We start from the raw sequence: 22,184 nt of genomic DNA on the forward strand, positions 1-22,184 counted from the left end.
GTTTCGGGGGGCCGCCCGCCGGTCCCGCGTCCGCTCAGTTCAGCCCGTTGAGCTTGGCGATCCGGTTCTCGTACATCTTGATCACATCGGGGCGGGCGGCGTGCTTGCGCTCGTACTCGCGCAGCAGCTTCACCTGGTCCGCGGACAGGCCGCGCAGCCGGGCCCGCAGCTGCGGCAGCGTGGCCTCGTCGTAGTTCGGCACCGGCAGGCCCTCCGCGGCCCGCGCGGCCTCCGCCGGAGCGGCGGGCCTGAGCTCGGGCTTCGGCTCGAACGGGCCCTCCTCCGCCGCGGCCTTCCCCGGCTCGCGCCCGGCCTTCGGCGCGGGCGCCGGGTCGGCCTCCGGGACGGGGTTCGGAGCCGGCTTCGCCTGCGCCTCCGGCTCCGGACGCGGCTCGGCGGGCTTCGGCTCCGGCGCGGGCTTCGCCACCGGGGCGTCGTCCCGGACCGGATCCGGAGCGGGCTTCGCGGCCGGCTTGCCGATGGAGATCTCCCCGTCGGCCGCCCGGCGCTGCGCCGTCCGGACCGTCCCGCGCTCCGCCGCCGGCCTGGCCGGCCGGGTGCGCGGCCGGGGCTTCGGCTCCGGCTCGGGCTCCTCGCCGCCGCGGACCGTCTCCACGACCTTCCCGACGACCTTCTCCGCCGTGTGCCGGACGTCGTGGCGCAGCCGCCCGATCACCGGGCCCACGCCGTCGCCCTCGGTGATCTCCTTGTAGTCGCGGCTGACCCGGTCGCCGAGCAGCAGCGCCCGGCCCACGCCGAACATCGCCAGCCGGACGGCGTGCAGCGGGAGATCGCGGACCTGCTCGCCCACCGCGTCCTGGACCTGCTGCTTGAGGCGGCGCGGCGATCTCGTCATGGTCATTCCTCTTCCTGCCGTCCTGATCAGGGTCATGCGGCAATCGTCTGCTCGTGTCTCACTCTGCCCCATGGGTGCGAGCACGGTCACCCCGGGTTAATGGATTTCTGTCCAAAAGCCGCGTGGAGTGGGTCACACAGCGGGCTCCACCAGAGCTTTCCCCCTTTCCGCAACGGCTTCACGCCGTGCGGCGCGCCGTGGGACGGGCGGCGCGGGACGCGCGGGGCGACTCGTACGATGGAGGCATGACCGCCAACAGCCAGCGTCGTGTCCTGCTCGCCAAGCCGCGCGGTTACTGCGCGGGCGTCGACCGGGCCGTCCAGACGGTCGAGATCGCCCTGGAGAAGTACGGGGCGCCGATCTACGTCCGCAAGCAGATCGTGCACAACGTCCACGTCGTCAGGACGCTGGAGGAGCGCGGCGCGATCTTCGTGGACGAGACCGAGGAGGTCCCCGAGGGCGCCATCGTGGTGTTCTCCGCGCACGGCGTCGCCCCCGCCGTCCACGAGGAGGCCAAGAGCCTGGACCTGCGGACCATCGACGCCACGTGCCCGCTGGTGACCAAGGTCCACAAGGAGGCCGTCCGGTTCGCCGCCCAGGACTACGACATCCTGCTCATCGGGCACGAGGGGCACGAGGAGGTCATCGGCACCACCGGCGAGGCGCCCGACCACATCCACCTCGTCGACGGCCCCGGCGACGTCGCGAACATCACCGTCCGCGACCCCGAGAAGGTCGCCTGGCTGTCGCAGACCACCCTGTCGGTGGACGAGACGATCGCCACCGTCGACAAGCTCCGCGAGCGGTTCCCCAAGCTGATGGACCCGCCGTCCGACGACATCTGCTACGCCACCCAGAACCGGCAGACCGCCGTCAAGGAGATGGCCGCGCAGTCCCAGCTCGTCATCGTGGTCGGCTCCACGAACTCCTCCAACTCCGTCCGGCTGGTCGAGGTCGCCAAGGAGCACGGCGCCGACGACGCCCACCTCGTCGACTACGCCGAGCAGATCGACCCGGCCTGGCTGGAGGGCGTCGACGTCGTCGGCGTCACCAGCGGCGCGTCCGTCCCGGACGAACTGGTCCAGGGCGTCCTGGCGTGGCTGGCCGAGCGCGGCTTCGGCGAGGCGGAGGAGATCGAGTCCGTGCAGGAGCGGATGCGCTTCTCGCTGCCGAAGGAGCTCCGCAAGGACCTGCGCATCACGCCCGTCTAGTCGACGTCGCCGTGGTGCAGGCGGCGCTCGGCGGTCGTGGTGGGCGACTCGTCCCAGCGGACGGGGTTCTCGTTGTCCTCCTTCTCGAACAACCGGACCCCGACCAGCTTGCCGCGCAGCTCCCGGACGTTCGCCGGCAGCCCGCGGACCATCGTGATCACCAGCACCAGCAGCGTGCCGAAGAACAGCCACGGCGCCGTCGACGCCAGCGACGTCAGCAGCCCGACCGTGAGGGCGCGCAGCAGCGAGCCGTGGCCGAGCGCGGCCGCGATCTCGGCGATGACGGTCGCGAAGAAGAACACCAGCGGCGGGCTCACCGCGACCGTCAGCAGGTCGGCCGGGCGGGTGGCGAACGCGGCGAGCGCGCAGCCGATCGCGAAGCCCGCGCCGGCCAGCAGCGGCACGCCGAGCCACCGCGACAGCAGCGCGCACACCAGGCCCGCGCCGAACATCACCACGACGCCGCCGCGGCCGGTGAGGGTGACGGGCCCCGTCCCGGCGGCCGAGTGCGACCGCGGCGAGGAGCCGGCGCGCTGACGTCCCACGGGACCCCCTGAGGCCGGCGAGGCGCCGCCCGGCGCGTCGCGTGCCGTCGATGAGCTCATGGCCACCTCTCTCGACGATCACTCTGGTCGGGGATGGCCCGTCCGCCGAAACCTACCGCTTCCGAGGCTGGGCCATGCGGCGGCCGCTCATCGTCGTCCGGGGCACCGCGGCCCGGGGCGCCCTGTCCGTTGGGACGGTCCTCGTGGGCGGTGAGTTCGGCGGCGGAGGGCGCGCGCGGGCTCTCCTCCACCGGATGGGGGCCGTCGAGTTGCTCGTCCACGACGCCCAGTTCGTTCAGCTTCCGCGCGCTGACCAGCACGCGCGTCTCCAGCGACCCGACCGTCCGGTTGTAGGACTTGATGGCGCCGGTGAGGGCGCGGCCCAGCTCGTCCACGTGCCGGCCCATGGTGCCGAGCCGCTCGTACAGCTCCTTGCCCAGCTCGAACACGGCGCGGGCGTTGCGCGACAGCGCGGCCTGCTGCCAGGCGTACGACGCCGTCCGCAGCATGGTGATGAGGGTGGTGGGAGTGGCGATGTGCACCCGGCGCCGCATCGCGTACTCCAGCAGGGCGGGGTCGCGGTCGAGGGCGGGCGCGAGGAACGCCTCGCCGGGGATGAACAGCACGACGAACTCCGGCGCCGGGCTGAACGCCTGCCAGTACGCCTTGGCGGCGAGCCGGTCGACGTGGTCGCGCAGATGGCGGGCGTGCGCGTCCAGACGCACGGGATCGCCGGTCTCGGCCGCCTGCAGGTACGCGGCCAGCGACACTTTGGAGTCGACCACGATGCTCTTGCCGCCGACCAGCCGCACCACCATGTCCGGACGGACCGTTCCGTTCACGGTCACCGCGCTGGCCTGCTCGTCGAAGTCGCAGTGGTGCGTCATGCCCGCCAGCTCCACGACGCGCCGCAGCTGCAGCTCGCCCCACCGGCCGCGCGCTTCGGGCCGTTGCAGGGCCCGGACGAGGCCCTGCGTCTCCCGGCGCAACTGGTCGGAGCTCTGCCGGACGAAGTCGACCTGCTTGGCGAGCATCGCGTGCGACTCGCGGCGGCCCGTCTCGACCTCGCGGAGCTGCTCCTCCACCTTCGCGAGGGTCTCCTTCAGCGGCGCGACCAGATGCTCGACGGCCTGCTCGCGGCGCTGCAGCTCGCCCGCCGCCTCGACGCCCGCCGCCTTCAGCCGGGCGTCCGCCAGCTCCAGGAACCGCTGGTTGCTGGCGTCCAGCGCCTTGGCCGACAGGTTCTCGAAGTGCTCGGCCATCCGCTCCTCGGCGTAGGCGAGCTTCTCCTCCGCGGCCTTCGCCCGCGCGATGAGCGACCCTTGCCGGCCCGTCGCCAGCGCGTACCCGGCGACGGCGCCGAAGACGGCGCCGACGAGCAGTCCGGCGAACAGCGCGAGGTCCATTACTTCATCGTGACAGCGGACTCGCGAAGCGCGACCGCGACGCGCCGGAATGCCCGCCGGAACGGACAATCGTCCCACTGTTCGCCAACGGCCCCGGGACGCGCGTCCCGCCGGGCAGCCCGGCGGGTCCGCCGGGTCCGTAAACTTGACCGCCGTGAGCCTCTCCATCGGAATCGTCGGGCTGCCCAACGTCGGCAAGTCCACCCTCTTCAACGCGCTGACCAAGAACGACGCGCTGGCCGCCAACTACCCGTTCGCGACCATCGAGCCCAACGTCGGCGTCGTCGGGGTGCCCGACCCGCGGCTCGGCGTGCTGGCCGGGATGTTCGAATCGCAGAAGGTCGTCCCGGCGACGATGGAGTTCCTCGACATCGCGGGCATCGTCAAGGGCGCGTCCGAGGGGCAGGGCCTCGGCAACAAGTTCCTCGCCAACATCCGCGAGACCAACGCGATCTGCCAGGTCATCCGCGCCTTCGAGGACCCCGACGTCACCCATGTGGACGGCGACGTCGCGCCGTCCCGCGACATCGAGACGATCAACACCGAGCTGATCCTGGCCGACCTGCAGACGATCGAGCGGGCGCTGCCGCGGCTCGACAAGGAGGCCCGGACCAAGAAGGACAAGGACAAGCTCGCCGTCCTCGACGCCGTCAACGCCGCGCAGAAGCTGCTGGACGAGGGCGTCACGCTGTTCGCGGGCGCCGAGAAGGCCGGCATCGACCTGGCGCTGCTGCGCGAGCTGCACCTGCTCACCGCCAAGCCGTTCCTCTACGTGTTCAACCTCGACGAGGGCGAGCTGACCGACGAGGCGCTGCGCGCCCGGCTGCGCGACCTGGTCGCGCCCGCCGAGGCGATCTTCCTGGACGCCAAGATCGAGGCGGAGCTGATCGAGCTGCCCGACGACGAGGCGCTCGAACTGCTGCAGGGGATGGGGCAGGAGGAGTCCGGGCTTTCGCAGCTCGTCCGGATCGGGTTCGCGACGCTCGGCCTGCAGACCTACCTGACGGCGGGCCCCAAGGAGTCGCGGGCCTGGACGATCCGCAAGGGCGCCACCGCGCCCGAGGCCGCCGGCGTCATCCACACCGACTTCCAGCGCGGCTTCATCAAGGCCGAGATCGTCTCCTACGACGACCTAACCGAGGCCGGCTCGATGGCCGCGGCCCGCACCGCCGGCAAGGTCCGCATGGAGGGCAAGGACTACGTCATGCAGGACGGCGACGTCGTCGAGTTCCGCTTCAACGTCTGAGACGGCTCGCGCAGGCAGGCCCCACCGGTCCGGTGGGGCCTGCCTTGTCTCGTGAGCCTTGTGTGATTTGCGATACAGGTGTTGCATGTGGTGCCACGCCCCGCCCCTCTCGCGTGTTCTGTGGCGATATGTCCCAAAGTCGACACTTTGCCGGATTCTCTCGGGAACAGATTGCGGTCGGAACGGTCACCCGGTAACCAAGCAACAGCCGAGTCGTGCCGCTTGCCGGAAACCTGGTCAGGCGCGCCGTTCGTAGCCTTGGATAGGGGATCGTCACCGTTTGGCAATCTTCCCCGTTCCTGTTGAGCTGGATTGCATTATCCGCAACCGCGTGCCGGGGGTGTGCTTCGCCGCGATGCGCTGGAACAATTGACGCTCGTGGTTACGCTGGGCCCGGGGTGGGGTTCAGAAAGGGCCACCCGCACAGGACCCAGGCAACAGACCGCGCCGACCGGGGGCGAGGCGCGAGCGGAGGCAGGATGGCTCGCAGGTCGGCCGTAGGACGCGGCCGTGACACGGCCGTGACACGGCCGTGGTCGAGGAGACGGCGGCGCCCGCGGCGCTCGCCGCGTCCGCCGACCCGTGGGACGCGCCCGCGCCCGAACGGCGCCGCGGCCGCTCCGGCGGCTCCGGCGGCGGCGCGCGCGGCGGCGGCCGCTGGGGCGGCTCCGGCGGCCGCTGGTGGGTGTGGGTCGGGCGCGCCGTGCTCTGGGCCCTCATCCTCGTCATCCTCGTCAACGGGATCCGCGCGCCGTTCGAGCGGTTCACCGCCAAGGACGGCGGCTCCGCCGACAACAGCGGCACCGCCAAACCCGGAAAGGGCACCGGTTTCCCGAGCAGCGCCGCCGGCGCGTTCGCGCTGCAGTTCGCCAACGTCTACCTCAACTACGACCAGAAGAACGCCGCCGCGCGCGAAGCCCAATTGCGCACCTTCCTGCCCGACGGCGCCGACGCCCAATTCGGCTGGAACGGCGTCGGCACATTGCAGGTCCAGTCCGTCCAGGTGGCCGGAGTCGACGCCCGCGACGCGAACGACGGCACCGTCACGGTGCTCGCCCGCAGCGCCGACAAATGGCTCCGGCTGTCCGTCCCGGTCTACGCCGCCGACGGCGGCGCCCTCGTCATCTCCGGCCGCCCCGCACTGCTCCCGCCGCCCACCAAGGCCGCGCTCCCGCAGGGCGGCGTCCAGGACCGCGACACCGCCCTGGAGAGCACGCTCCAGGGCGTCCTCGGTACGTTCTTCCAGGCGTACGGCTCCGGCGACCAGGCCACGCTCTCGCGCTTCTCGGACGGGACGCCGATCGCGGGCCTGGCCGGCTCCGTCAGCTTCGTGCAGGTCAAGGAGGTCGTCGCGGCCAGGGGCGCCGCCGACGAGCGCACCGTCACCGCGACGGTCGGCTGGCAGCTGCCCGGCGGCGCCGGTGCCGGCGGGGGCGGCGAGCTCGACCAGGCCTACCGGCTCACCGTGGTGAAGAAGGGGACGAACTGGTACGTCAGAGACATCCGTGGCACCACGGAGCCGAACGCATCATGACCTCCATCCCCATGACAACCGCCGTCCCAGAGAGGTGATCAGTCGATGCTGCACCACATCATGGCGTCGATTCCGCACGAGGTCTGGGCGGAACCGCAGAAGAACGACGAACTCAACACCGGCAATCTCGCCGACTGGCTGCGCAACATCTTCGGCCCGCTCTTCCTCGTCATCGTCTCCATTGTGGCGATCTTCTTTCTGTTCACCCGGGAGATCACGCGCTTCGTCCAGTTCATCGTGCTGGCGATAGGAATCGGAGTGGTCTTCTACGTGCCGAACATCATCGAGACGACGGCCAAGGCGATCGCCAAGGCCCTCGGAGTGGACGTCACCTGACCCACGCGGAGGTCGGCAGGCGGCACTGTGCTCGCGCAGTTAGGGGAGTAGGGGCGTGGATCTACCCACGTACACGAACATATGGCGCATCGAGAAGCGGCTGTACAAGCTGTACGACCTGCGGCTGCCGATGCCGCTGCCGCTGGTCCAGATCGGTGTCTTCCTCGGCGTGTTCGTGCCCTGGATCCTGCTGCTGCGGTTCGCCGGGATCCCGTTCAAGTCCCCCTGGCACGTCCTGTACGTCGTCCCGCCGGGCGTGCTGACCTGGCTGGCGACCCGGCCCGTCATCGAGGGCAAGCGGCTCACCGAACTGCTGCTCTCGCAGAGCCGCTACCTCGCCGAACCGCGCACCTGGTGCCGCCTCACCCCGATCCGCGAACCCCGCGAGGTCGTCGTCGTCGCCCGCGTCTGGCGCCGCGCCGAGGCCCCCGCCCCGGTCGCCGCCCCCGAACGCGCCGCGGTCAAGTCCCGCCGCAAGGCCCGCAAGGCCGCCGCCGCACCCGCCGCGGCCCCCGCCCCCGCCGCGCAGCCCGCCGCCGCGTCCATGCTCCCCGGCCCCGCCATCGCGGAGACGCCCGTCCCGCTGGCCGACTACGCCGCCCAGTACGACGTCCCCGCCCCGGCCGCCGAGGTCCCCGCCCCGAAGCCGTGGCGGCGCACCGTCCGCGACATCTCCCACGAGGACGACGTCCAGCTCGAACCGCACCCCGGCGAGATCGAACGCCCCCCGGCGACCCCCCGGCTGGAGGTCCCCCCGGCCCCGGCCGGCTCGGGCAAGCGCGGCCTCGCCTCCGGCGTCCGCCGCCCCGGCGCGGCCGCCGAGATCTGGCCCGCCGTCCCGCCGGTCACCCGCCCCGACATCCCCCAGCAGACTCCCGCCCCCGCCTCCTTCGGCAAGCCCGCCCCCTTCACCAGGCCCGAGACCGCGCCCACCGCCCCGGACCAGACCCCCGAGCGGGCACCCGCCCCGCGACCCGCGCCGGCGAGCACCGGCCCGGCACAACAGAGCGGCGACCAGCCACCGGAGCAGGCGCCTGGCCTGCGCCTGATGTCGGACGGCGTGCCGGCGGCGCCTGCCGGTTCGACCGAGCGCTCCAGTGAGCCCCCCGTTGCCCCCGCCGAAGTGACGCGCGAGCCGGTTGCGCCCGCCTCGACCGAACGCAACACCGCCCCCGACGAAAACGCGCCCACCGCACCGGAGCAGGTCGCCGAGCAGGCGCCTGGTCTGCGCCTGAGGTCGGACGGCGTGCCAGCGGTGCGTGCCGGTTCTCCCGTTCCCCCTGGGCCGTCCGCCGAAGTGGTGCGCGAGCCGGTTGCGCCCCCTTCGGTGGAACGCGACGCCGTTCCCAGCGAGGACACGCCCGCTCCGGCGCGCCAGGACGGCGAGCAGGCAGCCCCCGAAGGTGCGCCGACGCGTGCCGGTTCTGGTGAGCGTGTTAGTGAGACTGCTGGTCGCGACGCTGGTGAGAGCACGGCTGCCGCAGAGGAGCAGGGCGCTCGGCAGGACGTGCCTGCGGCGCGGGATGGTTCTGGCGAGGACGTGCCTGCCGCGGAGAAGCAGGTCGCCGGTCGGCAGGTGGCGTCGGACGGTGCCGTGGGCGCTCAGGTGCGTGCGGTGTCCGGGACGCCGGGCGCGAGCGCGGCGGATGACGAAGCCCGGCGGTCCCAGACCGGGGAGGGTGCTCCGGCTCCCGGGGTGTCGCGGGCGAAGAGGCGCGAGCAGTTCGGCGGCGAGCCCGGTGACAAGAAGGTCGCCGGGTGGAGGACGGCGGCGCCGCGTAGGGCGTCCGCCGGGCCGCCGCCCCAGCAGCAGGTGCCTCAGCAGCCGCAGCCTCAGCAGCAGGTGCCTCAGCGGCCCGCGGCGCAGGGGCCTGCGCGGCAGGTTCCGCAGCCGCCCGCGGTGCGGCCGCCGGCGCCGACCCGGCCGGACATTCCGGTGCAGGGGCGTCCGGCGCCGGCCGCGCCCGCGGCGTTCGGCGGCCCGCAGGCCGGGCAGCCGGGCGAGGAGAACGAGTGGCGGCCCGCCAAGCAGGAGCGGGACCCCGGGACGCCGCGTCTGGAAGCGCCGCGGCCGTGGTCGAAGGGGCTGTCGAAGCCGCTGCGTCCGGCGTCCACCGACAACATGCTGTGGCCGCCCGTCCCCGAGCCGGGGAAGGCGCCGGAGGCGTACGCGGACGTGCCGCCGCAGGGCGTGCCGATCCCGGAGCAGCCGCAGCAGCCCGTGCCGCAGCAGCCGGTCGAGGAGCAGGCGCCGCCGCGGGAGGTGCGGTCGCAGCCGCAGTCGCCCGTCCGGCCGAGGCCGCTGCCGCCGCCCCCGGCGCCGCCCGCGTCCGGGCCCGCGATCACGCCGCCGGGGCCGGAGCACGAGGTCACGACCGGCGGACTGCGGCGGCTGATCCAGGCCGTCGGCGGCGGGCACGGCGAGGTCGACGCCGAGTACGAGCAGCGGTTGCAGCAGCCGTTCCACGGCACGCGCCACGTGGTGGTGCTCGGGTGCACGGGCGGCGCGGGGCAGACCGTCACCTCGCTGATGCTCGGGCACACGTTCGCGCAGCACAACGGGGAGCCGGTCGTCGCGATCGACGTGAACCCGGGCCCCGGCGCGCTGGCGCGGCGCACGCGCAGCGAGACCAACGAGACGCTGACCTCGCTGATCACGCGCGCCGACCAGGTCGGCAGCCTCACCGCGATGCGCCGCTACACCTCGCAGGCCAAGTCGGGCCTCGACGTCATCGCGGCCGGGAAGAACCCGCTGCAGGCGCTGGACGACCGCGACTACGCGCTCGCGATCCGCACCATCGACAAGTTCTACTCGGTGACGCTGCTGGACACCGCGGCGGCGATCGTCGCGCGGGTCCTGCCGTACGCGGACCAGATCGTGCTCGTCGCGCCGGCCAGCGCGGACGCGCCGCGCGCGGTGGCGATGACGTTCGAGTGGCTGGACGGGCACGGCTACGAGGAGCTGCGGTCCCGCGCCGTCACGGTCATCAACGGGGTGAGCCGCCGCAGCATGGACGACGTCGAGCAGGCGGAGGCCGTCGCCCGGGGGCGTTGCCGTGCCCTCGTGCGGATCCCGTGGGACGATCACCTCAGCATGGACCGCGCGCCGCGCAACGAGCTGAAATCGTTGCGCGCGCCGACGCGCCGTGCCTATCTTGCCCTCGCCGGTGTGGTCGCCGGCGGGTTCACCGTCGTGCCCGAGCGTTACCAGGAGCTTCAGCAGGAGCAGGAGGCCACCCGATGAGCGCCCCTCGCGGGCACCGAGCCGGCCGGACGGGCGCGAGCGTGGCGGGCGCGCCTGTCGATGATGTCCGCCCGGACGGTGAACACTCTCCCCGCCAGTCCTTCGCAGCCGCATGCCGATCGGGAGAATCATTGGTCAGGACCAGGGTCGGGAGGACGGCATGAGCAAGGCCAGCCGGCTGGCCGTGCGGTACTTCGACGACCGCGTGCTGCTCACCGACAACGCGGCCTGGGCGTACTTCCGGCTGCCCACGGTGTCCTACGAGTTCACCACGGGGGAGGAGCGGGAGGCGCTCGCCACCAACGTCACCATCGCCCTCGCCGGCATCCGGATGCAGGACGCCGAGGTGCACCTGCGGATCGCGCACCGGACGTATCCGGCGGCGGAGTGGGCGCTCGCGCTGGACCGGACGTCCGACGGCGGCGCCGGGTGGCGGGAGTACCTCGAGGAGACCTACGCGCACGTGTGGGCGAAGGACTTCTGGACCAAGGAGGTCTACCTCGGGGTGCGGCTCGGCCCGCGCGGGATGGGCGCGCACCTGTCCGGCGGGGTGGTGTCGCAGCTCCTCGGGTTCTACAAGCGCAGCGAGAAGGCCCTCGGCGTCAACGACGACGCGATCGACAAGCGGGAGATCGGCCGCTGGACCGACCAGGCCGAGCGGATCGGCCGGGCGCTCGGCGGGTCCGCCCTGTACGCCCGGCACGCCACCTCGACGGAGGTGGCGTGGCTGTTCCAGCACGCGGTGACGGGGTCGCTGGCCGATCCGCCGCCGTCGGCGGTGCCGCGCCGGGCGTGGGGGAAGGGCGAGATCGAGTCGCTGGTCGAGGGCGCCATCCACAACGGCCGCTCGTACCTGCGGATCGAGCAGCCGAACTTCACCGGTGCGGGCGGCGGCGCGACGGCCGCGTCGTACGTCGCGTACCTGTCGTTCGCCCGGTTCCCGGACATGATGCCGTTCCCGGACGGCGAGCCGTGGTTCCACTACGCGGACGCGCTGCCGTTCCCGGTCGAGATCAGCGCGCGGATGAAGCTGATCCCGCCGGCGAAGGCGTCCAAGGACGTCTCGCGGAAGCTCGCACATGCCCGGGACATGGACCAGCACATCCGGGAGGCGGGCGCGGAGGCGCCGATCGCGCTCGCGGAGCAGATCGACGCGGCGCGGATGCTGGAGCACGGCATCACCAAGGAGCGCCTCCCGTTCGTGTACGGGTGGCACCGGCTGATCGTGTCGGCGCCGACGGAGGACCTGCTCGCGCAGCGGGTCGACGCGGTCGTCGAGCACTACCGCGACATCGGCATCGACGTCGTCAACTCCACCGGCGACCAGTTCTCGCTGTTCCTGGAGTCGCTGCCCGGCGACCAGATCCGGCTGAACGCCTACGCGCAGCGGCAGCCGCTGCGCACCATCGCGGGCGGCATGCCCGTCGCGACCGTCGACCTCGGCGACCGGACGGACGAGAACGACGAGGGCTGGATCGGCCCCTACATCGGCGAGACGCTCGGCCGGGCCCGGTCGATCGTCCACTTCGACCCGCTCGTCGCCGCGGCCCGCAACCGCCCGACCGCCGTCGCGATCACCGGCGAGCCCGGCGGCGGCAAGACCACGCTCGCGCTGCTGCTGATCTACCAGATGGCGCTGCGCGGGGTCACGATCGCGGCGATCGACCCGAAGGGCGACGCCGAGTCGCTGGTGGAACTGCTGAAGTCGCGCGGACGCAAGGCGCGGATCCTGCCGCTCGGGTCCGCGGCGCCCGGCCTGCTCGACCCGTTCTCGTTCGGCGACGACCTCGCCACCAAGAAGACGATGGCGACCGAGACGCTGCGGCTGCTGCTGCCCCGGATGTCGGAGGAGCGCGAGTCCGCGATGATCCAGGCGGTCGGCGCCGTCGCCAACGCCGACCGGCCCTCCCTCGGCCGCGTGGTCGACCACCTGGAGGCCGCCGCCGACCCCGCGTCCAAGAACCTCGGCGCGGTGCTGCGGTCGATGTCGGAGATGCACCTCGCGCGGCTGTGCTTCGACCCGTCCGGCGGCGAGCGCATCGACACCGCCGGCTGGACGACCGTGTTCACCCTCGGCGGCCTCACCCTCCCCGACGTCACGATCTCGCGCGAGGACTACTCCTACGAGCAGCGGCTGTCGGTCGCGCTGATGTACCTGGTGTCGCAGTTCGCGCGGCGGCTGATGCACGGCCTCGACCGGCGGCTGCCCAAGGCGATCTTCCTGGACGAGGCGTGGGCGATCACCTCGACGCCCGAGGGCGCCAAGCTCGTGCCGGAGGTGTCCCGGATGGGGCGGTCCCGCAACACCGCGCTGATCCTGGTCTCGCAGAACGCCGGGGACCTGCTGAACGAGCAGGTCACCAACTGCCTGTCGTCGGTCTTCTCCTTCCGCTCCACCGAACGGGTCGAGGTCGGCAACGTGATGTCGCTGCTGGGGGTCGAGTCGTCCGACGAGCACAAGGCCGTGCTGCGCAACCTCGGCAACGGCGAGTGCGTCTTCCGCGACCTGGACGGCCGCGCCGGCCGGATCGGCGTCGACCTCATCTCCGAGGAGCTCCGGCACTGGCTGGACACCAACCCGACCCGGTCCCATCCCGGGCGATCCGAACTCACCGCAGCGGGGGCCGAGGTCGAGGAGGTCAGCCGATGAAAAGGCCCCGCGTCCGGACCGAGCGCCTGCAGCGCTCGCCCGGCGAACGCCTCGACCTGCGCCGCACCCGCACCCGGCGGCGCCGCCCGCGCAGCAGGCGCTCCGCCGTACTGCTGATCATGATGGCGCTGTTCATGATCAGCCCCGTGTCTCCCGCGTCCGCGTCCATTCCGCTGCCGAGCCCGAACGACTCGTGCCGTCCGGCGGACAATCCGTCGCCGGAGGCGTACGGGTCCGGGACGGACGGGATGATCAAGCCGCCCGGCTACCCGGACGGGAAGCTGCAGAAGACGCCGACCGAGCAGCTGACCTACTACGACCGGTACGGCACGGCCGGGCAGACCTGGTACGCGGTCGACATGGGCTGCTCGGACGCGATGGCGATGATGGGCAACGCCGTCGCCAACACGACGTTCACGCTGGTCCGGGCGATCGACCGGACGACGATCAGCATCTACCAGGCCGCCGCGTCGGAGTCGCTGCTCGGCTGGCTGAAGACCACGGTCGACGGGGTCATCAGCGGGATCGGCAAGACCTTCAACGCACGCTACTGGTCGTGGGTGGTCATCCTCGGCGCGATGTGGCTGGCCTGGTGGGGGCTGGTCCGCCGGCGGGCGAGCAAGGTGACCGAGGGCGTGATCTGGATGGTCGCCGCGATGGTGGCGCTGATCTGGCTGATCGCGCGGCCCGCGGACTTCACCACGCTCGGCACGAAGGTGTCGTCGGCGACGAGCGCGGCGTTCAACGCGGCGCTGCCGCAGAGCGACACCAAGGGCGGCAGATGCATCCCGCCGCCGGACGGCAAGCCGGACCCGATGGCGTCGGCGAACCTGGACGCCACCACCCGCAACGCGAACGGGCTGTGGGTGGCGCTGGTCTGCAAGCCGTGGCTGCAGGGCGAGTTCGGCACCACCGACCCGAACGCGAAGATCGTCAAGCAGAACGCGGACAAACTGCTGTCGTCGCAGGCGGTGGACCTGTCGGAGACGTACGGCGGCCAGAAGGTCGATCTCGGGAAGAAGGCCGACGACTACAAGAGCGTCGCCAAGACCGTGAAGGACGACTATCCCGGGACATATGCGCTGTTCCAGGGCAAGAGCTGGCAGAACCGGCTGGCGGTGGCGTTCGGCGGGCTGTTCGCGGCACTGGTCGCCGGCCTGCTGATCATGGTGATCGCGGTCGCGCTGATCGTGGTGAAGATCGCGTTCCTGCTGCTGCTGGTGGCCGGGCCGATCTTCCTCGGCATCGGCATCCATCCGGGCATAGGCCGGGTGATCGCGGTCCGCTGGCTGGAGCTGCTGCTGTCGATGCTGCTGAAACAGGCGGCGCTGATCGGCGTGCTGGCGCTGCTGCTGTGGGCGTACGGGCTGATCCTCGGCGAGACGCTGCCGTGGGGCCTGCAGATCCTGCTGATCGCGCTGGTGACGTTCGCGGCGTTCATCTACCGCAAGCCGTTCCAGCACCTGTTCTCGGCGGTCGGCTACTCGGCGGTCGGGTCGCGGGAGAAGAGCGAGGCCCATCTGGACAAGTCGGTCGCGGAGGCCCGCAAGAACACGGCGGCCGTCGCGGGCGCCGTGGTGCCGGGCGCGGCCGGGTACCGGCTGGGCCGCTGGGCCGGCAAGCGGGACGTGGCGGCGGAGGCGGCCGGTGCGGGCGGCCTGGCGGACGCGGCGGCCGGTGCCGGTGCGGCGGCCGACCGGCGGACGGGCGTCACCGCGGCCGGGACCGGTGGCGGACCGTCGCCCGAGGAGGCTCCGGTGCTCGCCGCGAAACCGCGGACCGGCGGCGTCACCACCGGGCCCGGACGGTCCCGGCGCGGGGCGCCGCCGCTGAACCTGCCGTCGCGGACCGCCAAGGCCGGTGACGCGCAGGCGGCCAGAGGCGGGGCCGGCGGCGGCGCGGGCGTGGGCGCGGTCGTCGCGCGGCCCGGCGGGGTCTCGGGGGCGCGTGCGGGCGGCGGCTCGGCGTCCGGCGGGGGCTCGGCGTCCGGCGGCGGCAAGCCGTCCGGCGGTGCGGGCTCCGGGACCGGGACGCCGCGTCCGACGTCCTGGTCGGGACGCGGCGGAGGCGGCGGAGGCGGCGGCGTCACCGGCGGAGGCGGCAGCGGCGGTTCGGGCGGGTCCGGCGGATCGTCCGGCGGCGGCTCTGGCGGCTCCGGCGGCGGCTCCGGAAGCTCCGGCGGTGGTTCCGGGAACGGGTCCGGCGGCGGGCGCGGCGGCTGGTTCTCCGGCGGCGGACGCTCGTCCGGCTCCGTCGAGCGGGCTCGCGGCCGTGCGGGCGGCTCCAGCGGCGGCTCCGGCGGCGGTTCGGGTGGTTCCGGCGGGTCGGGTGGTTCCGGCGGCGGCGGCGCGCCCGCGCGCGGGTCCGGCGGCTCGGGCGGTCCCGCGTCGAACGTCCCCCGGCCGCGTGCCGGTGCGGGCGGCGGCGAGGCCGCGCCGTCGAACGGCGGCCCGGGCGGGCGGCAGGCGCCGCCTCCGCTGTGGGGCCAGCGCGGCTCCGAGGAGGGGCCGCCGATCCCGTTCTGGCTGCGTCCCGTCGAGCCCGGCCCGGGCGAGTCCGACCGGGGCGAGTGATGAACCTGAACGACCGCCAGCGCAAGTTCCTGTTCGCGGGGCTCGTGGTGGTGCTGGCCGCCGTCGGCGTCTACCTGACGCTGGCGGCGCCCGACCGCGGCCACCACGAGGCGGACACGCGCCCGAAGGTGACGGTGACGCCCGGCCCGAGCGGCCCGGCGTCGCCGCCGCCGGGGATCCACAGCACCGTCGACCCGAAGCGCTTCGACATCTACCGGCTGCTGCCGTTCTCCCAGCAGGACTTCGCGACCGCCGCCGACCTGGCGCAGCGGTTCGTCGCCGCGTACGGGACGTACCGCTACGACGAGGACCCGACCGCCTACGTCGGCCGCTTCGCGGGGCTGGTCACCGACGACCTGCGCGGCCAGTTGCAGGCGGACGCGTCGGCGCCCGGCATCCAGGACCAGCGCCGCAAGGAGCAGGTCGTCGCGCAGGGCAGCGCGTCGCTGGACCAGGTCCGCACCATTGAGAACAACTCGGTCATCTTCCTGGTGACGGGGCGGCAGCAGATCACCAGGAACGGGACGGCGAGCAGCGACGGCAAGCAGTACGCGGTGACCGTGGCGCGCGACGGCGGCTCGCTGAAGGTGTACGCGTTCGAGCCGGCGGACGCGGGGCAGGCGGGTGACACCGGATGACCCCGAAACGCGTGCTGGCGGCGTGCGCGCTCGCCGCCGCCGCGGCGCTGTTCGTCGCGCTGATCTTCGTGCCGATCCTGTTCGGCGCGAGCCAGTTCATGTTCGGCGGCACCGTGAACGGCGGCTGCGTCGACACGGCGGGCGCCGGCGCGCAGCCGGCGGAGGCGGGCGACGCGAAGGCGATCCCGGCGGACTACCTCGACCTCTACAAGAAGGCCGGCAAGGACTACGGCATCCCGTGGAACGTCCTGGCGGGCATCGGCGAGGTCGAGACCGAGCACGGGACGTCGAACGCGGCGGGCGTGCACAGCGGCGAGAACTACGCGGGCGCGGGCGGGCCGATGCAGTTCCTCGCCCCGACGTTCACGTCGTTCGCGGTGGACGGGAACAAGGACGGCAAGAAGAACCGCTACGACCCGGCCGATGCGATCCCGACCGCCGCCGCCTACCTCAAGCACAACGGCGCCCCGCAGCGGATGAAGACCGCGATCTTCCAGTACAACCACTCGTGGGACTACGTGAACCTGGTCCTGACCTGGGCGAAGCGCTACGCCAACGGCGACTTCGAGGCCGTCCAGTCCAACGGGGTCAACTGCGAGGACAACGACCTGCCGGCGAACGCCAGCGAGCTCGTCCAGAAGATCATCGCGTTCGCGCTGGCGCAGCGCGGCAAGCCGTACGTCTTCGGCGCGACCGGTCCGGACGCGTGGGACTGCTCCAGCCTCGTCCAGGCCGCCTACCGGGCGGCGGGGCTGCCGATCCCGCGGACCACGTTCGACCAGTGGCCGTTCGGGCTGAAGGTGGAAAAGGGCAAGGAGCAGCCCGGCGACCTGGTGTTCTTCAACTCCGGTCCGGGCACGTCGGCGAACAATCCCGGCCACGTCGGGATGGTGATCGGCAAGGGCAAGATGATCGTGGCGAGCTGCTCGTCGTGCGTGCCCGCGATCGGCGTGAAGACCTACAAGCGCCCCGACTGGGTGGGCGTGACGCGCCCGCTGGCCAGCCCGCAGCTCAAGGGCAAGGTCACGCAGCTGGCCGCGCAGCAGCCCGGCGGCTGACCCGGCCGGCGGCGCACGTCGCCGGGGCCGCCGGCCGGGGACGCTCAGCAGCCGAAGTCGACGTCGTAGAACGTGCTGTAGTGGTCGGGCGTCCAGTACATCCCGTCATGGCCGAGATGGTCGGACGTGATGATGCGGCGGGCGCCCCGCGTGGAACTGCCCGGCGTCTTCACCGTGTACTCGTGGTAGTAGCCCTGCGGCTCCTTCGGCAGCAGCCCTTCCCGGTTCTGGAAGACGACGCCGTCCTGCGGATACGGGAACGGTCCACCCCGGTCGATCAGTGCGATCGTGTCGTCGGCCTGCGACGGGAGCGTCGACTCGCAGACGGGGGAGACGGAGGTCGTGGACGGGGCGGTGGCGGTGGCGGCGTGCGCCGCGGGGGCGGTGAGCCCCGCGATGAGCAGAGCGGCCGGCAGGAGCGCCCGGCGGAACCTGTGGCGGGGGGTGTTCATAGGGCGAGTGTCGCCCCGCACCGCCTCCCGCGTCACCGCCGATCCCGGCAGTTCAGTCGAAGTTGCCGAGTGCGTCACCGGTGATTCGGCACGCATCGGGCGGTTGCTCAACGGAACCGCCGCTTGCCGATCACCAGCAGGACGTCGCGCAGCGCGTCCGCCGCGTCGCGGACGGCCTCCTCGGGCACCCCGGCCATGGCCTCCCTATGCGCGCGCGCCGAGGCGTCCAGCGCCAGGGCGGTGACGCGCAGCCCCTCGGGGGTGAGCTGGACGAAGCGGCTGCGGGCGTCGCCGGTGTTGGCCTCCCGCTCGATGTAACCGGCCTTCTGTAGCCGCTGAAGCACGTTGCTGGTGCCGCCGGAGGTGAGGAACGCCGACCGGGTCAGCTCGCTCGGCCGCAGCCGGTACGGCTCGCCGGCCCTGGTCAGCGCGGTCAGCACCTCGAACTCGGCGTAGGTGAGGCCGAGGTCGGCCAGCTCCCCGCGCAGCGCCTGCTGGACGAGCGCCCCGATGCGCGCGGCGCGCTTGCTGACCTCCAGCATCGCGATGACGTCCTCGCCGAGGCCGTCCCGCCGCCAGGCCGCGGCCAGCTCGTCCACCTCGTCGCGGGGCCCGCCGTCGTCATCGCGCACATCCCGAGGATACTCGTCCACTCCATTGCTTTTTAAAAAGCTTTTCTTTAAGCTTCGAGCCATGACAACCTCCCTGCTTCTCCGCAACGGCACGGTCATCGACACCGCTCCCGCACCCAGCGTCCTGGGACGCGCGGACGTGCTCGTCGAGGACGGGCGGATCGCCGCCGTCGGCCCCGGGCTGGCCGCGCCGCCCGGCGCCGAGGTGCTGGACGCGACCGGCCGCATCGTGATGCCGGGCTTCGTCGACACCCACCGGCACACCTGGCAGACCGCGATCCGCGCGATCCTCCCCGACAGCACGCTGCCCGCCTACCTGCGGCGCGTCCTCGGCGAACTGGCACCGCGCTACCGTCCCGACGACGTCTACACCGGGACCCTCGCCGGGGCGCTGGAGTGCCTCGACTCCGGCATCACGACCGTCGTCGACTGGTCGCACATCATGTTCAGCCCCGACCACACCGGCGCCGACATCGCCGCGCTCCGCGCGTCCGGCGTCCGCGCCGTGTTCGGCTACTGCTACGGCGGCAATGGCGACCTCGACGCGCTCGCCGCCGAGACGGCCCGCGTCCGCCGCGAGTACTTCGACGCCCCGGCCGGGACCGTGTCGATGTGGCTGGCCGCGCTCGGCCCGGAGATCGCCGGCGAGGAACGCGCGCTCGCCGAATGGCGGCTGGCCCGTGACCTGGACCTGCCGGTCACCGTCCACATGGGAGGCCACGGGGCCGAGAGCGCCGCGCGGGGGCTGGCGTTCCTGGAGGACAACGGCCTGCTCGGCCACCCCGCCATGTACGTGCACGCCAACTTCTACACCGAGGACGCGTTCAAGAAGATCGCCGCCAATGGCGGCACCGTCTCCGCCACGCCCGGCGTCGAGGCGGCCCTCTGCATCGGCGACCCGGCCACCGGACGCGCGCACGCCGCCGGCGTCCCGACCGGCCTCGGCGCCGACACCGTCGCCAGCGGCCCCGGCGACATGTTCGGCGTCATGCGGGCGGCCTACTTCCTGGAGCGCGCCCGCCCGGGCGGCGCCGGCACCTGGTTCACCACCGCGCAGGCCCTCCGCGCCGCGACCCTCGGCGGCGCCGAGACGGCCGGGCTCGCCGGCGTCACCGGGTCCCTGACGCCCGGCAAGCAGGCGGACCTGATCGTCCTGCGCACCGACAGCCTCGGGATGGCGGCGGCGCACGACCCGATCGCGGCCGTCGTCCTGTCCGCCGAGACGCGCCATGTCGACACGGTCATCGTCGGCGGCCGGGTCGTGAAGCGGGCCGGAGTGCTGCAAGGCCACGACGTTCCGTCCCTGCTGAGCGCGCTGGAGTCGGCGGCGGGCCGCCTCGCCGCCGCCTGACGCCGCCGGAAAATCCGGCGAGGACCGTCGGCGCCGCGTGGCATGCTGGCGGCGTGGAGTCCGAGATACGCGTCCGCATCGCCGACGACCTGCTGATGTTCCTGCCCGCCGCCCGCCGCGAACCGCTGCGCCGGGTGCCGTGGGACGGGACGTCGACGCTCGGGCACGTCGTGGAGTCGCTCGGAGTCCCGCTCCCCGAGGTCGGCCGGCTGACCGTCGGCGGCGAGCCCGCCGAGGCGTCCGCCCGCCCGTCCGCCGGCGACGAGGTCCGCGTGGACGCCGTGCCCCGCCCCCAGCCGGTCCCGCTGGAGCCCGGCCAGGAGGCGCCCCGCTTCCTGCTCGACGTCCACCTGGGCACGCTGGCGCGCCGGATGCGGCTCCTCGGCCTCGACACCGCCTACCACAACGACATGGACGACCCGGCGCTCGTCGTCCAGGCGAACGCGGAGCGCCGCGTCCTGCTCACCCAGGACCGCGGCCTCCTGCGCCGCCGCGCGCTCTGGTTCGGCGCCTACGTCCGCGGCTCCCGCCCCGACGACCAGCTCCGCGACCTCCTGGACCGCTTCGCGCCCGTCCTCAGCCCCTGGACGCGCTGCACCGCCTGCAACGGCGTCCTGCTCCCCGTCGACAAGCAGGAGGTCGAGCGGGACCTCGAAGCGGGCACCCGCCGCAGCTACGACGTCTACGGCCGCTGCGCCGACTGCGGCCAGGTGTACTGGCGCGGCGCCCACGGCGACCGCCTTGAGAAGATCGTCGAAGCGGCGACCCGTCAGGTCGAGGCGGCCCGCACCGGAACCGTCCGGGCGGAACCCGCCGTCTCAGAATGACCGGGCGGAACGGGAGGGGCTGGTCACCATCGGCGATCTGGTAGTCGTGGGCGCGGCGATCATCCGGGACGGGCGGCTGCTCGCCGCCCAGCGGGCCGAACCGCCGCACATGGCCGGCGGCTGGGAGCTGCCGGGCGGCAAGGTGGACCCGGGCGAGTCCGACGAGGACGCCGTGGTCCGCGAGTGCCACGAGGAGCTCGCGATCAAGATCCGCCCGCTCCGCCGCGTCGGCGGCGACTGGCGGCTGAGCGAGCGCGCCCTGCTGCGCGTCTGGACCGCCGAGATCGTCGAGGGCGAGCCGCAGGCCCTGGAGCATCTGGCCCTGCGCTGGCTCGCCCGCGACGATCTGTACGACGTGGCCTGGCTCCCCGGCGACCGCCCCGTCATCGCCGAACTGGAACCCGACCTGCGCTGAGGCGGCGGCTCCCTAGGAGATCCGGTTCGCGCCCGCGTAGTCGGACCGGGTGGACAGTTTGGAGATCTTCACCACATCGCCGGTCTGCGGGGCCTGCAGGAACTTGCCGTCGCCGACGTAGATGCCCATGTGGTGCAGGTTGCTGCCGAAGTACACCAGGTCGCCGGCGCGCAGCGAGCCGCGGGAGACCTTGCTGCCGAGCTGGTACAGGTCGCCGGTGTAGTGCGGCAGGCCCGACTTGCCGACCTGGGCGTAGGCCCAGACGACGAGGCCGGAGCAGTCGAAGGAGCTCGGGCCGGCGGCGCCCCAGACGTAGGGGCTGCCGAGCTTGGTGAGGGCCTTGCGGGCCATCTTCGCGGGCAGGTCCGAGCCCTTGATCGTGGCGGTGAGGCCGGACTTGGGGTCGGTGGTGTGGGTGGTGGTCAGCTTGTCGAGGCGCTTCACGACCTCGTCCACCTTGGCCTTGGCGGCCTTGCGCGCCGTCTGCACCTTGGCCTGGGCCTGCTTGACCTGCTCGGTGCGGTCCTGCGCGGCGCGCTGGGCGGCCTCGGCCTGGTCGACCTGCTTCTGCAGGGCGAGGACGGTGGTGGCCTGGTTCTGCTGGAGGTAGGCGGAGTCGGACAGGCTGTCGGCGCTGCCGCCGGAGCTGAAGATCGCGTCGGGCCCGCCGCTCATGTAGTTGGCGGCGGCCAGCTGGGCGAGCCGCTGCCGGGCGGGCGCGGTCTGCTTGACCAGCTGCTGCGCGTACTTGGCGGCGGCCTGCTCGGCCTTGACGGCGTGGCCGAGGTCGACGCGCGTCTTGTTGTACTGCTCGGTGAGCGTCTCCGCCTCGTCGTTCAGCTCTTTCAGGCTCTGCTTCAGGCCCTTCTCCGTGGTGGGGAGGGGACTGGGCGTGCCGGTGGCCGACGGTGCGGCGGCGGGGCCGAAGGGGGTCGCGGCGTGCGCGGCGACGGGCGCGGTGGCGCCGAGGCCGGCGACCAGCAGCACGCCGGCTGCCGCGGCGGGCGCGATGCGCCGCCGGGAACGGGGGTCCGGTGCCAAGCCGGTGTTCTCCTCTCCTTGCTCGCCTACCGGGTTAGCTGACGGGTTCGGGCCAGGAGTCGCCCTACGACGTGCGTCGATTCACCCCAGGGGGATGGGTCCCCGGTTCGTCCGCGGGTGGGTGCCGCGGTGGATTCGGCGGTCCGGCCGCAGCCCCGGGGGGTGGGGC

General features: G+C 73.0%; 18 protein-coding genes and 1 riboswitch. Of the genes, 12 read left to right on the forward strand and 6 right to left on the reverse strand.

Features of this window, described 5'->3' with window-relative positions; all coding sequences use genetic code 11:
• Window positions 1-34: 34 nt before the first annotated feature.
• Window positions 35-862 (reverse strand): hypothetical protein, encoded by an 828-nt coding sequence (locus tag ACA514_RS28895; RefSeq protein ID WP_375044398.1) that lies wholly within the window; start codon window positions 860-862, stop codon window positions 35-37.
• A gap of 239 nt (window positions 863-1,101) precedes the next feature.
• On the opposite strand from ACA514_RS28895, the gene ACA514_RS28900 reads away from it, so the two are divergent.
• Complete coding sequence (locus ACA514_RS28900; RefSeq protein WP_375044399.1) at window positions 1,102-2,067, forward strand: 4-hydroxy-3-methylbut-2-enyl diphosphate reductase; 966 nt, start codon at window positions 1,102-1,104, stop codon at window positions 2,065-2,067.
• Here the strand turns inward: ACA514_RS28900 and ACA514_RS28905 are convergent.
• Window positions 2,064-2,612, reverse strand: a complete 549-nt coding sequence (locus ACA514_RS28905) for a DUF6542 domain-containing protein (RefSeq protein WP_375044400.1) — start codon at window positions 2,610-2,612, stop codon at window positions 2,064-2,066. The two genes, ACA514_RS28900 and ACA514_RS28905, sit on opposite strands and share 4 nt — an antisense overlap.
• A 56-nt stretch (window positions 2,613-2,668) precedes the next feature.
• Entirely contained in the window at window positions 2,669-4,018 is a 1,350-nt protein-coding gene (gene rmuC / locus ACA514_RS28910) for a DNA recombination protein RmuC (RefSeq protein ID WP_375044401.1), read from the reverse strand.
• Between the two features lie 154 nt (window positions 4,019-4,172).
• Between rmuC and ychF the strand changes: the two genes are divergently transcribed.
• From ychF to ACA514_RS28950, 8 genes are all read left to right on the forward strand, one after another.
• Window positions 4,173-5,264 (forward strand): redox-regulated ATPase YchF, encoded by a 1,092-nt coding sequence (gene ychF / locus ACA514_RS28915; protein ID WP_375044402.1) that lies wholly within the window; start codon window positions 4,173-4,175, stop codon window positions 5,262-5,264.
• A gap of 532 nt (window positions 5,265-5,796) precedes the next feature.
• Window positions 5,797-6,798, forward strand: a complete 1,002-nt coding sequence (locus ACA514_RS28920) for a conjugal transfer protein (RefSeq protein ID WP_375044403.1) — start codon at window positions 5,797-5,799, stop codon at window positions 6,796-6,798.
• Between the two features lie 45 nt (window positions 6,799-6,843).
• Window positions 6,844-7,134, forward strand: coding sequence for a hypothetical protein (locus tag ACA514_RS28925; protein ID WP_375044404.1), 291 nt, complete (start codon window positions 6,844-6,846; stop codon window positions 7,132-7,134).
• Between the two features lie 55 nt (window positions 7,135-7,189).
• Window positions 7,190-10,378 (forward strand): TcpE family conjugal transfer membrane protein, encoded by a 3,189-nt coding sequence (locus ACA514_RS28930; RefSeq protein WP_375044405.1) that lies wholly within the window; start codon window positions 7,190-7,192, stop codon window positions 10,376-10,378.
• A gap of 160 nt (window positions 10,379-10,538) precedes the next feature.
• A complete protein-coding gene (locus ACA514_RS28935) occupies window positions 10,539-13,028 on the forward strand; it encodes an ATP-binding protein (protein ID WP_375044406.1) in 2,490 nt (829 codons plus the stop codon).
• A complete protein-coding gene (locus ACA514_RS28940) occupies window positions 13,025-15,601 on the forward strand; it encodes a type IV secretion system protein (RefSeq protein ID WP_375044407.1) in 2,577 nt (858 codons plus the stop codon). The genes ACA514_RS28935 and ACA514_RS28940 overlap by 4 nt, the downstream gene beginning before the upstream one ends.
• Window positions 15,601-16,239 carry a hypothetical protein gene (locus ACA514_RS28945; protein ID WP_375044408.1) on the forward strand — a complete coding sequence of 213 codons (639 nt, stop codon included), beginning with the start codon at window positions 15,601-15,603 and terminating at the stop codon, window positions 16,237-16,239. The genes ACA514_RS28940 and ACA514_RS28945 overlap by 1 nt, the downstream gene beginning before the upstream one ends.
• Window positions 16,236-17,297, forward strand: a complete 1,062-nt coding sequence (locus ACA514_RS28950) for an NlpC/P60 family protein (RefSeq protein WP_375044409.1) — start codon at window positions 16,236-16,238, stop codon at window positions 17,295-17,297. The genes ACA514_RS28945 and ACA514_RS28950 overlap by 4 nt, the downstream gene beginning before the upstream one ends.
• A gap of 44 nt (window positions 17,298-17,341) precedes the next feature.
• On the opposite strand, the gene ACA514_RS28955 is transcribed toward ACA514_RS28950, so the two are convergent.
• Both ACA514_RS28955 and ACA514_RS28960 read right to left on the reverse strand, forming a co-directional pair.
• Window positions 17,342-17,749 carry a ribonuclease domain-containing protein gene (locus ACA514_RS28955; RefSeq protein ID WP_375044410.1) on the reverse strand — a complete coding sequence of 136 codons (408 nt, stop codon included), beginning with the start codon at window positions 17,747-17,749 and terminating at the stop codon, window positions 17,342-17,344.
• Between the two features lie 107 nt (window positions 17,750-17,856).
• A complete protein-coding gene (locus ACA514_RS28960; RefSeq protein WP_375044411.1) occupies window positions 17,857-18,381 on the reverse strand; it encodes a MarR family winged helix-turn-helix transcriptional regulator in 525 nt (174 codons plus the stop codon).
• A 61-nt stretch (window positions 18,382-18,442) separates the two neighbouring features.
• Here ACA514_RS28960 and ACA514_RS28965 point away from each other — a divergent pair, with 61 nt between their 5' ends.
• From ACA514_RS28965 to ACA514_RS28975, 3 genes are read left to right on the forward strand one after another with little or no spacing between them, the layout of a single operon-like run.
• Window positions 18,443-19,732, forward strand: a complete 1,290-nt coding sequence (locus ACA514_RS28965; RefSeq protein ID WP_375044412.1) for an amidohydrolase family protein — start codon at window positions 18,443-18,445, stop codon at window positions 19,730-19,732.
• A 53-nt stretch (window positions 19,733-19,785) separates the two neighbouring features.
• Window positions 19,786-20,559: a Mut7-C RNAse domain-containing protein gene (locus tag ACA514_RS28970; RefSeq protein WP_375044413.1), complete on the forward strand. Its 774-nt coding sequence runs from the start codon at window positions 19,786-19,788 to the stop codon at window positions 20,557-20,559.
• Window positions 20,560-20,605: 46 nt separating this feature from the next.
• On the forward strand, window positions 20,606-20,974 hold the full coding sequence (locus tag ACA514_RS28975) for a (deoxy)nucleoside triphosphate pyrophosphohydrolase (RefSeq protein WP_375044414.1): 369 nt from the start codon (window positions 20,606-20,608) through the stop codon (window positions 20,972-20,974).
• 12 nt (window positions 20,975-20,986) lie between these two features.
• Here the strand turns inward: ACA514_RS28975 and ACA514_RS28980 are convergent, their stop codons facing one another.
• Window positions 20,987-22,015, reverse strand: a complete 1,029-nt coding sequence (locus ACA514_RS28980; protein ID WP_375044415.1) for an NlpC/P60 family protein — start codon at window positions 22,013-22,015, stop codon at window positions 20,987-20,989.
• A gap of 7 nt (window positions 22,016-22,022) precedes the next feature.
• A riboswitch (cyclic di-AMP (ydaO/yuaA leader) is annotated at window positions 22,023-22,149 on the reverse strand.
• Window positions 22,150-22,184 lie beyond the last annotated feature (35 nt).

It is taken from the genome of Actinomadura sp. NTSP31, assembly GCF_041951385.1.
Lineage (GTDB): Bacteria > Actinomycetota > Actinomycetes > Streptosporangiales > Streptosporangiaceae > Spirillospora > Spirillospora napierensis.